Origin of the sequence: Clostridium liquoris, assembly GCF_002995785.1 — a bacterium.
Classification (GTDB): Bacteria; Bacillota; Clostridia; order Clostridiales; family Clostridiaceae; genus Clostridium_AO; species Clostridium_AO liquoris.
The window spans coordinates 1-13,175 of sequence record NZ_PVXO01000040.1 but is presented as its reverse complement, the minus strand read 5'-3'; the positions used below and the strand labels follow the sequence as shown (position 1 = coordinate 13,175).

The window sequence follows — 13,175 nt, the reverse complement described above, 5'->3', positions numbered from 1 at the left end:
GTTTCCGAATAGTCGTTGCATCAAACCGTTTTTACCTACTAAATCCTCCATACTATCACACTTATTTAGTTCTTTCTTAAGGTCAATATCTGGTATATTTAATTCTCTCATAATCATTACTCCTATCGAAAATATTTTGTAGATATTATTCCCATAATTACCAGCCACATATACAAAAAGAACGTAGGTAGATTTGTATTTACACAAATCTACCTACGTTCTCCTTTATTATTTTTTATTTATTTAATATTTTATCTATGAATTTTCCATTTTCATAGAAAAGCTCTTCATCAGCATATATCTTACCACCATTTCTCATATCGCAGAGCATATCCCAGTGGATTGTGGATTTATTTTTTCCACCAGCTTCAGGCATTGAATCTCCAATTGCCATATGGACTGTTCCACCTATTTTTTCATCAAATAACATATTCCTTGTAAACTTCTTAATTCCATAGTTAGTTCCAATAGCAACCTCTCCAAAATGTGAAGATCCATCATCAGTTAATAGTAGAGTTTTTAAAAGTTCTTCTCCTTTTTTTGCTGTGGCTTCTACTACTTTGCCATTTTCTACTTTAAGTTTAATACCTTCTATTTCTTTTCCCATATATATTCCTGGGAAGCTAAATGTAATAGTTCCATTTATTCCATCCTCTACTGGTGAGGTAAATATTTCTCCATCAGGAAAATTAACTTTTCCATCACAATTGATCCACTTTCTACCGCCAATGTTGACCCTTATATCTGTTTCTTCAGATATAATATGTAATTCTTTCTTGGTATCTAAATATCTAACCCATCTTTCCTGTTCTGCACTAATTCTTTTCCACTCTTTTATAGGATCCTCACTATCCAATAATCCTGCTCCATATACGAAATCTTCATATTCTGATAAACTCATAGAGGCCTCTTGAGCATCTGCATAAGTAGGAAATTGAGTGCCACACCATCTTAAAGTACCATCTCCCATTTTTTCAGAATATATTTTTCTCCAGGCTGTGGAACCTTTGGTTGAAGCTTTTATTTTATTTACATCTATATTTGAGTTTACTTTTGTATTTAAAGTTCCCCATGCTGTTAACCATACATCAGCCTTTTCTAAAACAGCTTTTTGAATAAACTTTTCTTCTTCCAGTTGTTCCAATGAAGAATTTTTTAATTTTGCATAGTTGATTTCAGTAGAATCAACTAAAGTTTCTACATGTGCCCCTGCTTTTATTGCTTCATTCACTACTTCTACCATCCATGGTATAGCAACTTCTTCTGCTTGAACTAGCACAAAATCTCCAGGCTTTACCTCTACTGAGTAATTAACTAAAAGCTTTGCTAACTTATTAAGTACTGTGTCTCGCATAACTATTACCTCCATAAAATAAATTTAAAATTAGGTCTCTCTAAAAACTTACAATGTATATATCCAAATTATATATGCATATCTAATTTTACCATATAATTGACTATATGTAACTTGTTCAAAATTTGATAGGTTCGCAAAAAATTGCGAGCCTATATTTTACCCCAAATAGCTTATTAATTCATTTCTATCCACATAAGAAAATTCACCCTTATTAAGCTTTATATATTGAATTTCACCATGTTCTTCTTCCATAAATTCTATTAGCTTGCTGTGGCAAGTTAGAATAAAAATCTGATTTCTTTTTGACAATTCTTTTATTATTTTAGCTGTAGATTCTAAGCTCTTTGAGTCAAAGTTTACTAAGGAATCGTCTATGATAATAGGCATAGGTTCTATTTCCATTATTCTGCTGAGCCTTACAGATAAAAAAAGCTGTTCTCTTGTACCCCTGCTTAAAATATCGGAATCCTGCTGTATATTACCCTGCTTTAACAAAGTTTTAAAGTTAAAATTAGATAAATCTTCTCCTGGAAGTATTTTTTCATACTCCCCTAAGGTTATTTTATTAAAAATATCACTGCTATCCTTTAAAATACTATCCTTAGCCTTATTTAAAAAACTGTCATATACCTTTTCCAAAATAAAAGTAGATGCATTTAATACTGCATACTTTTCCGCTAAGGATTTTAATTCTCCCTTTGCCCTATATATTTTCTTTTGAGCCTTTTCTACATTGCTGGACTCCTCTAATGTTTTCATATTATATATGCAGTGCTGCCTTTTTTCCTTTAATTCCTCTATATATTTATTTAATTTTTCCATTTTCTCAATGTTTTCTTCATAACAATTTTCTATTTGCTCTAAGGAAGAATATTTACTCCTCTCTCTTTCAAAAATCCAGTCCATAGTCTTTTGAAAATCTTCTTCATTATGTTCATCTTTCAACACTGCAGAGCTTATAGCATATTTTAAATGAAGTAAGGCTTTATCCTTTTCATCTGTTAATTTTTCTAGCTCTATAATTTTTTTTGTATTTTCTATACAATAATATAAAGCATCTTCTATATCTTCGCAACTGTCTAAAGAAAGATATTTAGCTATCCTTTGTTCTAATTCATCTTTTTCAATTTTTAAAGCTTCAATTTCTTTAATAAAATCTCCATAACTAAAAAGCTTCTCTATTTCTTCTAGTCCATGATTTATATTAAAACTTTCTGTTTCTTCATGTTCTATAAAGCATTGTTTTATTAATATATTCATATCTTCTATTACTTTATCTAATTCTTTTTTCAGTTCATTCTCTTTTTCTTCTCCTATTAATAACTCTCCAATTTGTAATTTTACATCTTGAATAAATTTTAAATATTCTTTTATTCCTTCAGGAGATATATTTTCTTTCAACATAAGGACCTGTCTGCAGTAACTAAAACTTTTTTCTACAGCTGCTATTTTTCCTTCTACTATTTCTAACTCATTTTCATCTTCCTTTATTGAGTCTTTTATAGAATAGTCTATATCTTCTTTTTCATTAGAATGTCTCAAAAGATAAAATGACATTAATGCTGCAGCTGATATTAAAAGAAGTAAAAGTCCACCTGCAAATTTGTTTTTTAACATAAATAGAGTAGAAAATCCAACGGCGTAAGAACCGGCTAATGCTAGATAGTATAAATATTTAACTATACTTTTACCGCTATATCCTTCTTTGTTTTTTCTACCCATGAATTTTTCTTCTCTAATAAGGTTATCTAATCTATTACTTATATCCTTTTTTTCTTCTTTTAACTCTTTATACTTTTCTATAAGATCTGCTATGTAATTAACATTAAAAGTATCACTTTGAACCTTCATTACATTATCTAAATCCCCTGATAGTTCGCTATTCCCGTTATTTATCTGAAGTTTTATATTTTCTCTATGACTTTTGTTTTTCTCTTTCAAGGATAAATAGTTTTTATATTTTTCCCTAATTCCAGAACTTTCTTTGAAATAATATTGTATTTTAGTTAAGTTTATTAATATTTTATCTCCATTTATTTTATTTCTTTCTATTATGCTATTAAAAACTGAGGACTTCCTGGTGTATTCACTATTTATTTTTTCATAATCTTCTTTTAAATTTTCTAGTCTATCCAAGGAATAGCCTTTGAAATTTTTTATGACTTCCTTATTATTATCTTTATTTAGCTCCTCTTCTATTTCCTTATACCTTAAATAGTTATAATAATTATCTTTTAATATTTCTAATATAGTTAAATTTTCTTTTATTTTATTACAACTGTGTTCCTGAGTCCTTATGTTATATTCTATATTTTTAATTGTCTCTTTTTCTTCTAGAAACAATTTATTTTCTTTTAAAGCTTGTTCTCTTTCTCCCACAGCCTCTTTAGCTTCTAAATAGTATGGTTTAAATAATTTAGTCCCTGGATTGCCGTATTTACCTCCTATTTTTTCCCCATGCTTTTTTAATTCCTTTATTATGTTAGGAAGTTTTATAACTTCACTAAGTCCTGCTCCTAAAAGTACAGATTGTAGTTCCTTATCCTCTTTAGAAAAATTATTTAATCTATCTAAATCTATGGTAAAGAGCTCTTTATAGGTATATCTATCTACACTGTATAGATTGTTGTTATCTTCCTTAGGATTTACTATAGGCTCTCCATATCCATCAAGCTTTATATTGTATAACTTGTCCCCTTTTTCAATATCTCCTTCTGCAAAATATTCACTAGTAGCTGGGGGAAGATTATCTCCTTTCATAAAACCATATGCTAAATTACTCAATACCTTATGTAAAGTGGACTTACCAGCTCTATTTAAGCCCCCAATAAAAACTATTCCATTTTCTAAATCTCTTATGGTCTCATTATGAAAAATACCAAAATCCCCAATGTAAAGCCTTTTTATAAACACTTTAATCACTACTTTCTAAAATTTTTTCTTTAATTAATGCAAAAGCTTTTCCTATAATTTCATTATAATTATCTTCACTTAATGAAATTTGTAAGTCATCACATTCTTCCTCTATTTTACTTGTCCATACTTTACCAAAGGTTTTTATAATATCTTTTTTATATTCCTCATCATTCAAACATAGTTCTGCCACATTTCTTATTTCTTTGTATAAGCTGTGTCTTTCTAATTCTTCATTATCTATTATTTTTTTAGTTTGGATATCTATATCTTCTGTACATATTGGTATATGCTGTAAATAAAGTTTACTATTTAAACTTTCTTTTAAATACCCTATTATATCTTCATCTTTTGACTTTAATAAATCGTGTATCTTTCCTTTTCCGGTTAATATCCACTTTACTATATATCCTTCTATACTAAATTCTTTATTATCCTCTTCTATAGGCAAATTTAAAAATATATCCTTATTGATTAATTCTTCACCTTTTTTTATTATTAAATCCTCTATATCTTCTATTATCCTTGGAGGGTTTTTTTCATCTTCATCAATATTTACATATACCCTTTTCCAAATAATTGGAGAACAATGAATGAACTTCACCTTAGTAGAATTACTTTCATCTACTTGTACATAAAAAAATCCACCACTATTATCTTCCCCAAAGTCATATCCTTGAGGTATACCTGGATACCCTATAAAAGGCTTATCCTCATTGAGAATGCTAGCTTTATGAATATGTCCTAGAGCCCAGTAATCTATACCTTTTATTTCCTTTAATTCACTTATTGAGCATGGAACATAATTACTTTTTGCACTATCCATTTGGGTATGTAAAACAGCAATGTTATATACTCCATCATTTTTGGCTTCATTCTCATAATTTTTAAATATCTTTTTATTTTCAGCTTTTCTTCTGTAGGATTGTCCTATAATTCTACATATTAGCTTATCATGGCTATAAAATTCTTTAGACTCCGCCATATCACCATTAAACAAAAAAAGGTTACTAGGCTTATTAAATATTTCAATTTCTTCCTCTAAAGGGTCATGATTGCCCCCTATAATAAAAATTTTTATAGGTGCTATTCTGTTGCATTGTTCATAAAAAAATTTATCTACACTAATTGATCTGCCCTTATTGTGGAATAAATCCCCTGCAATAATTATAAAATCCACTTTATTTTTTATTGCATAATCACATATATTCTTAAATGCTGTATATGATGCATTGTAAAACTCTTTAGGAGACTTACTGCTAATATGAAGAATATCTCCTAAGTGTATATCTGCTGTATGAATAAAACTAAATTTCTTACCCATGTAATCTCTCCTTTTGTAAAGGCATAATTTTCTATTAAAATTATACCATATTAATTATTAGTTGATTTAATATTTTGACTATTAGTTTTTTTTAGAATAAAATGATATAATTTTACTATAACTATAGCTTAGGAGTGATACATATGAAAATAGAATTTTATGGTGCTGCGGGCTGCGTTACTGGCTCCAATCATTTGCTAAAAATCAAAGATAAGAAAGTGCTATTGGACTGTGGGCTATATCAAGGAAAAGATGAAAAAGAAAGAGGAAACGATACCTTTAACTTTAATCCTAAGGATATAGATTATGTAATATTGTCCCATGCTCATACAGACCATAGCGGAAGAATTCCACTATTATACAAGCAAGGTTTCAAAGGAGATATTATTTGTACAGAAGGCACCAAAGACCTTTGTAGTATTATGTTAGAGGATAGTGGCCATATTCAGGAAATGGAAATAGAATGGATAAATAGGAAGAGGATGAGAATGGGTCAGCCTGAAATTGAACCCTTATATACTGCTAAAATTGCTCAGCTATCCACATACCTTTTTAAAGGATATCCCTATGATCATTGGATAGAAGTTTTTGATGGCTTAAAAGTAAGATTCAGAGATGCGGGGCATCTTTTAGGTTCAGCTATTGTAGAAATGATTATTACTGAGGATGAGAAGGAAACTAAAATTGTTTTTTCCGGTGACTTAGGCAATAAAGGACTTCCTATTTTAAAGGATCCAACTTTTATTGATTATGCTGATTATGTAATAATGGAAACTACCTATGGAAATAAGCTTCATGAAAACATTAATAATAATTTAAAAGAATTAGTAGATATAATAAAGCTTACTTTTAAAAGAGGCGGTAATGTGGTTATACCTTCCTTTGCAGTAGGAAGAACCCAAGAAGTATTATATGCTCTAAATAAATATGTAGAAAATGATATGTTAAGAAATATAAAGGTATATGTAGATAGCCCTCTAGCTTCAGAAGCTACTGAAATTTACAATAAATTTACTAAATACTATGACGATGAAGCTTCATCACTTTTAGAATCAGGAGATAACCCCTTTGAATTTGATGGATTAACTTTTACTAAATCCCCTGAAGAATCTGTAAAAATTAATAAAATAAAAAGTGGTGCTATAATTATCTCTGCTAGTGGTATGTGTGAATCTGGAAGAATTAAGCACCATTTAAAACACAATTTATGGAGGAAGGAAAGCTCTATAGTATTTGTTGGTTATCAAGCTGAAGGTACATTAGGTCGTGCTATATTGAATGGTGCAAAAAAAGTAAAGATTTTTGGAGAAGAAATAGCAGTAAATGCTCAAATATATAATCTCCAAGGTCTTTCAGGCCATGCAGACAGGCAAGGACTTATAACCTGGCTGGACAGCTTTAAAAATAAACCTAAAGGGGTTTTATTAGTTCATGGTGAAAAAGAATCTCAAAATAGCTTTAAAGAGCTTTTGGATAGCAAAGGCTATACTTCTCTTATAATGAAATCTGGAGAAACTTTTATTCCTGGTTCAGAAATAAAAGAAAACAGCGAAGTAAGAGATAAAATAGTAGCTCTATTAGACTCACTTGAAGATATTGATAATATGGACAAGGATTTGTTACTAGCTAAAATAAAAGAAAGCATTTAAAAAAATTACGAAGTAATATTTTTAGAGGACAATTGACAGTGGACAGTTAAGGATAATTTTTCTCCATTGTCATTACGAAAAATTTTAAATTTAATAAGTTCATTAAATAGCACGCTTTGCGTGGCCCGAAGGGACTTTATTAGATTAACAAATTAACAATTTAGCAATTAATAATTGAATTTTTTGCATAAGCTCTACGGCGAAAGCCTGTAAATTAATATAAGAACACTTAGATTTTTATAAAATAGCAAGGGGTGTTTTCTCACACCCAGCAGTTTTCTTTAAGGAAACTATTTAATAAAAGATTTTTTCGTAATGTTAATGGAGAAAAATCATCCACATTTATTCTTTTTTCTTTCTTATTTATTATTTAAGAAAATTTATTTCAAGCTTTTCTGTAGTGTCAACGGAAGAAAAGCCTCCTTAACTGTCAATTGTCAATTGTCATCTGTCAACTTAAAAAAATTGGTCACATTTTTTTAGTTAATGAATAAACCTATAGGATTTGGTAATTATATTATATAAAATATTAATTTTACTCTAAACCTAATTTTTAAAAAAACTTTTACATAAACTTGACATAGGAAACACAGTATTATATTATAGAATTAACTTAGTCATGCCACCTTTCGTCCCTAGTCTGTGGATGAAAGGTTTTTGTTTTATATATTCATGAAACCCTTTTAGGGATGAAAAAAATATAATGTTAGGAGTTGAAAATTATGGGTGAAAACAGGGTAAGAACCAGATTTGCTCCAAGTCCAACTGGCTATATGCATGTTGGTAACTTGAGAACTGCATTGTACGCTTATCTAATAGCAAAACATGATAATGGAGATTTTTTATTAAGAGTTGAGGATACAGATCAAGAAAGACAAGTAGAAGGAGCTCTTGATGTTATTTACAATACTTTAAAAATTACTGGTCTTAAACATGATGAAGGTCCTGATATAGGCGGCCCAGTTGGTCCATACGTTCAAAGTGAAAGAAAACCTATCTATATTAAATATGCAAAAAAACTTATTGATAAAGGTGAAGCTTATTACTGTTTCTGTGATAAAGAAAGATTAGATATGCTAAGAGAAAATGCTAATGCCTTAAATAGACCTTTTAAATATGATAAGCATTGTCTTCATTTATCAAAAGAAGAGATAGAAGAAAAATTAGCCTCAGGAATACCTTTTGTTATAAGGCAAAATAATCCTACTACAGGTACAACAACTTTTGATGATGAAATATTTGGAAAAATAACTGTAGATAATTCAGAATTGGATGATATGATACTTATAAAGTCCGATGGATTCCCAACATACAATTTTGCAAACGTAGTGGATGACCATCTAATGGGCATTACTCATGTAGTTAGAGGAAGCGAATATTTATCCTCATCTCCAAAATACAATAGATTATACGAAGCTTTCGGCTGGCAGATTCCAAAATATATACACTGCCCTCCAATAATGAAAGATTCTCAACATAAATTAAGTAAGAGAAATGGAGATGCTTCCTTTGAGGATTTAATAGAAAAGGGTTATTTAAAGGACGCTATAATGAATTACATAGCATTACTTGGTTGGAATCCTGGAACTACCGAGGAAATATTCTCACTTGAAGATCTTGTAGAAAAATTTGATTACAGAAACATAAATAAAGCTCCCGCTATATTTGATATTACTAAGCTAACATGGATGAATGGTGAATATATAAGAATGCTTCCATTAGAAAAATTCCATGAATTAGCACTACCATATTATAAACAAGTAATAACTAAAGATTTAGATTTTATGAAAATAAGTGAACTTATGCATTCAAGAACAGAAATATTAAGTGAAATACCTGAACATGTAGACTTTTTTGAATCATTACCGGAGTATTCTGCTGAAATGTATATTCATAAGAAGATGAAGACAACTTACCAGAACTCTTTGGAAAGCTTAGAAAAAGCACTACCTATATTGGAAGGATTAAATGAATGGACATTTGAATCCATTCAAAACTCAATGATGAATTTAGTTAAGGAAATGGGAGTAAAAAATGGTGTAGTTTTATGGCCACTTAGAACTGCTGTTTCTGGAAAACAATTTACACCTGGTGGTGCCTTTGAAATAGCTGATATATTAGGCAAAGAAGAAACTTTAAGTAGAATAAAAGTTGGTATAGAAAAATTAAAACAAGTTCAATAAAAAAGGTGCAAAGCACCTTTTTTTAGTTGACAGATGACAATTGACAATTGACAGTTATGGATGCTTTTCTGACCTTATCACTACAGAAAAGCTTAAATTAAAAATTTGACCTAATTATAATGGAGAAAAATTCTCCTTATTCTATTGGCATACCTTGCCTGGATTTAAAATATTTTTAGGGTCAAAAGCCAATTTAATTCTATTCATAAGTTCCTTTTGATCTTCTCCTATTAAGTTAAATAAATATTCTCTTTTAGCAAAGCCAATTCCATGTTCTCCTGAAACCGTTCCATTTAATTCTTTTGCTTTATTGTACATACAGTTAAATATTGCTTTTAATTTATTGTTCCAATCTTCCTCAGACAAATCGTCTTTCAAGATGTAAATGTGTAGGTTTCCATCTCCTGCATGACCAAAGTTTTTAATACGCATATTAAACTCTTTCTGTAGTTTATAAGTGTATTTGATGAATTCTGCAATTTTATTTCTTGGGACACATACATCACATTCATCCATTTCAGTAGTGGAGGCCTTAATAGCTTCAAGAAAAGCTCCCCTTGCAGACCAAATAGATTCTTTCCTTTCGTCTGTATCAGCAATCAACACATCTATAGCTCCATTTTGCAAACAAATTTCAGCTACATTATCATAGTTTTTTTCAATTTCTTCCTTGCTGTTTCCATCAAAGGTAAGTAAAAGATAAGCATCTGCTGAATTATCAGGAAATTTCTTCCCTAAAAATTCCTCTGAAGCAAGTATTACATCCCTCTCCATAAATTCAATTGATGTAGGTATGGATTTTGCTTTTATAATTTTAGGTACTGTTTCAATAGCTTTATCTAAATCTTCAAAAGGGATTAAAAGGCTTATAGCCTTTTTAGGTAATGGTAATAGTTTTAAAATAGCTTTTGTTATAATAGCTAGTGTTCCTTCTGATCCACAAATAAAATCTTTTAAACTATAGCCTGAACTGTTTTTAACTACTTTCCCTCCAAGTTCCATAATTGTACCATCAGGCATAACTACTTCAAGCCCCCTGACATAGTCTCTTGTCACCCCATATTTAACTGCTCTCATTCCTCCCGCATTGGTATTTATATTTCCTCCAATGGTTGCAGATTTTTCACCTGGATCTGGTGGATAGAATAAATCATTTTCTTCAACAAATTTTCCTATTTCCATTAAAAGAACACCTGGTTCCACTGTTAAAGTTAAATTTTCCTCATCTAATTCTAGTATTTTATTCATACTAGAAAGATTAATCATTATACCTCCATAGATTGGAACAGATGCCCCTACAAGACCTGTGCCAGATCCTCTTGCAACTACAGGTATATTGTTTTCATAAGCATATTTCATTATTTTTGAAACTTCCTCTGTGCTTAATACTTCTATTAGCACCTCTGGCATTTTTTTAACTCCACCTAGTTCATCATGACTAAAATCCTCACTAATGTCTTCCCCTATACATATCCTGTCTTTACCAACTATAGCTTTCAAAAACTCTATATCTTTTTCATCTATTTTTTTATAGTTATTATATAATTCCATAATAAATCAAATCCCCTTTCATTTTAGCTTATACTAATGTATTGTTATTTCTAATATTCTCTATAAGTTTTGGCAGTACTTCATATATATCTCCCACTATTCCATAATGGGCTACATTAAATATTGAAGCATTAGGGTCTTTATTTATAGCAAATATATGCTCTGAATTATTCATTCCAGCTACAAATTGTACCGAACCTGAAACTCCACAAGTAATAATTAACTTTGGTTTAACTGTTCTTCCGCTTAATCCTATCTGCTTTTTAGGGTCAACCCATCCCATTTCTATTAAAGGTCTTGTACCAGCTACCTGTGCTCCTAATAGTTCAGCTAGTTCATTTATAAGCTTCATATCCTTCTCAGACTTTACTCCTCTTCCTGCTACTACAATTACCTCTGCTTCAGATATATTTTCTTCTTTTTCTTTTTTTGTAACCTTTAAAACATTGATGTTTGATTTTAATTTATTCTCCTCTATATTGCATAAAGTAATTTTTCCGCTGCACTCACTATTTCTTTCTGGAGCATTCATTATTTTATATCTTACTGTACAAAATTGAGGTCTATTATTGGGGTTTATAATTTGAGCCATTATATTACCACCAAAGGCTGGTCTTATTTGAACTAAATCTGTATTTTCCTTCATATCTAGAATAGTACAATCCGCTGTAAGACCTGTCCTAAATCTTGCTGCTGTTCTTGGTGCTAGAGATCTTCCCACAGTAGTTGCTCCTACCAGTACTGAAGAAGGCCTTACTTTGTTTATAAAATCTTCAAATGCTGCTGTGTAAGGTTCAATTCTAAAATCCTCTAACTCCTTATTATCATATACAAAAACTTCATCTACTCCATAATGCAATAATTCTTCAGCCTTATTCTTTATGTTATATCCAATAAATACTGCATATACTGGATGATTTATCTTAGCTGCTAATTCTCTTCCTTTGCCGATAAGTTCATAGGTTACAGGGTGAATTTTCCCTTCTACATGATCTACATAAACTGCTATGCCCTTCCATTCATCCTTATTTATGCTCTTCTTGTCTTCTATAAACTCCATAACCCCTTTAGGTCCTTTTTTCACACATAGCTTACACATTTTACATCCAGCGTTTATGTTTAACTTTCCTTCTGATTCTTCAAGAGCATTAAAAGGGCAAATATTCATAAGTTCCTTTATTACTTCACTATTTAATTTATCTTCATTTATTATTAACTTTCCCATATTATTTCCCCCTAGATATTATTTTAAATGATATAATTTTTATCTATTATTTTAAACAAACTTCATATGTTTTAAAGTGTTAAATATTCTATTTCCTAATTCTTCACCAGTTCCTTCCCATATTTCTTTATGGTCATTTACTGCTGGAGGAAATATTCTTTCTACCTGTGTTGGAGAACCATTAAGTCCATATCTTAATTCATCTTTATCCTTAAAGTCATTTAAACTAAATACTTTTATTTCTTTATTTTCTGTAGCCTTTTGCCTTTTGTAAGATGGAAGTCTTGGTTGAAAAATATCCTTCTCTACAGTTATTAAACAGGGAAATTGTATTTCAGCTACCTCAATTGCATCAGGCATATCCATTTCTACTACAATAGAATTTTCTTTCACTTCTAATATTTTTAACACATTTGCAATATGTGGTATATTTAAGGACTCTGCCATTTCTGGACCGACCTGGGCAGTATCTCCATCTGTAGTTTGTTTTCCGCAAATTATTAATTGAAAATCTCCCATTTTTCTTATTCCTTGAGATAGAGTATAAGAAGTAGCAAGCACGTCTGCCCCTGCGAACCTTCTATCAGAAAGAAGTGCTCCTTCATCTGCTCCCATAGCATAAGCTTCTTTTATTATCTCCTTAGCTTGAGGAGGTCCCATGGTTATTACCTTTACTTCTCCCCCAAATTTCTCTTTCAGTTTTAAAGATGTTTCTAATGCAAATAAATCATAAGGATTCATCTTAGAATCCACACCATCCCTTTTTAATACTCCTGTAACTTCATCTACTTCTACTTTTGAAGTCCCTGGAACCTGTTTTATACAAACTAATATGTTCATTTTATTACCTTGTATAATGAACATATAGTAAAAATTCATTATACTTTTCCTTTCTTAAAGATTTTTACTATAATTATCATAAGACGCTGTGGATTAGTTTTATCACCTATAGCTAGACTATTTTAATTGAGGA

The 13,175-nt window shown here is 30.2% G+C and carries 8 protein-coding genes; 2 read left to right on the top strand and 6 right to left on the bottom strand.

The features are described 5' to 3' along the window. Positions 1-235 precede the first annotated feature (235 nt). The 3 genes from CLLI_RS07320 to CLLI_RS07310 form a co-directional block, all read right to left on the bottom strand. Positions 236-1,354, bottom strand: coding sequence for an aminopeptidase (locus CLLI_RS07320; RefSeq protein WP_106063570.1), 1,119 nt, complete (start codon positions 1,352-1,354; stop codon positions 236-238). A gap of 159 nt (positions 1,355-1,513) precedes the next feature. After that, positions 1,514-4,270 (bottom strand): AAA family ATPase, encoded by a 2,757-nt coding sequence (locus tag CLLI_RS07315; RefSeq protein WP_106063569.1) that lies wholly within the window; start codon positions 4,268-4,270, stop codon positions 1,514-1,516. 1 nt (position 4,271) lies between these two features. Further along, a complete protein-coding gene (locus CLLI_RS07310; RefSeq protein WP_106063568.1) occupies positions 4,272-5,594 on the bottom strand; it encodes a metallophosphoesterase family protein in 1,323 nt (440 codons plus the stop codon). Between the two features lie 143 nt (positions 5,595-5,737). On the opposite strand from CLLI_RS07310, the gene CLLI_RS07305 reads away from it, so the two are divergent. Both CLLI_RS07305 and gltX read left to right on the top strand, forming a co-directional pair. Next, positions 5,738-7,243 carry an MBL fold metallo-hydrolase RNA specificity domain-containing protein gene (locus CLLI_RS07305; RefSeq protein ID WP_106063567.1) on the top strand — a complete coding sequence of 502 codons (1,506 nt, stop codon included), beginning with the start codon at positions 5,738-5,740 and terminating at the stop codon, positions 7,241-7,243. A 722-nt stretch (positions 7,244-7,965) separates the two neighbouring features. Further along, positions 7,966-9,426 carry a glutamate--tRNA ligase gene (gltX, locus tag CLLI_RS07300; RefSeq protein WP_106063566.1) on the top strand — a complete coding sequence of 487 codons (1,461 nt, stop codon included), beginning with the start codon at positions 7,966-7,968 and terminating at the stop codon, positions 9,424-9,426. A 141-nt stretch (positions 9,427-9,567) separates the two neighbouring features. Here the strand turns inward: gltX and CLLI_RS07295 are convergent, their stop codons facing one another. From CLLI_RS07295 to CLLI_RS07285, 3 genes are read right to left on the bottom strand one after another with little or no spacing between them, the layout of a single operon-like run. Further along, positions 9,568-10,977 (bottom strand): FAD-binding oxidoreductase, encoded by a 1,410-nt coding sequence (locus tag CLLI_RS07295; RefSeq protein WP_106063565.1) that lies wholly within the window; start codon positions 10,975-10,977, stop codon positions 9,568-9,570. A 28-nt stretch (positions 10,978-11,005) separates the two neighbouring features. Continuing rightward, positions 11,006-12,202 (bottom strand): electron transfer flavoprotein subunit alpha/FixB family protein, encoded by a 1,197-nt coding sequence (locus tag CLLI_RS07290; protein ID WP_106063564.1) that lies wholly within the window; start codon positions 12,200-12,202, stop codon positions 11,006-11,008. Positions 12,203-12,253: 51 nt separating this feature from the next. Continuing rightward, on the bottom strand, positions 12,254-13,042 hold the full coding sequence (locus CLLI_RS07285) for an electron transfer flavoprotein subunit beta/FixA family protein (protein ID WP_106063571.1): 789 nt from the start codon (positions 13,040-13,042) through the stop codon (positions 12,254-12,256). Positions 13,043-13,175 lie beyond the last annotated feature (133 nt).

Bases quoted from the DNA above. Each gene is read 5' to 3' on its own strand.
- CLLI_RS07320 (WP_106063570.1), bottom strand. From the start codon at position 1,354: ATGCGAGACACAGTACTTAATAAGTTAGCAAAGCTTTTAGTTAATTAC.
- CLLI_RS07310 (WP_106063568.1), bottom strand. From the start codon at position 5,594: ATGGGTAAGAAATTTAGTTTTATTCATACAGCAGATATACACTTAGGA.
- CLLI_RS07305 (WP_106063567.1), top strand. From the start codon at position 5,738: ATGAAAATAGAATTTTATGGTGCTGCGGGCTGCGTTACTGGCTCCAAT.
- gltX (WP_106063566.1), top strand. From the start codon at position 7,966: ATGGGTGAAAACAGGGTAAGAACCAGATTTGCTCCAAGTCCAACTGGC.
- CLLI_RS07295 (WP_106063565.1), bottom strand. From the start codon at position 10,977: ATGGAATTATATAATAACTATAAAAAAATAGATGAAAAAGATATAGAG.
- CLLI_RS07290 (WP_106063564.1), bottom strand. From the start codon at position 12,202: ATGGGAAAGTTAATAATAAATGAAGATAAATTAAATAGTGAAGTAATA.
- CLLI_RS07285 (WP_106063571.1), bottom strand. From the start codon at position 13,042: ATGAACATATTAGTTTGTATAAAACAGGTTCCAGGGACTTCAAAAGTA.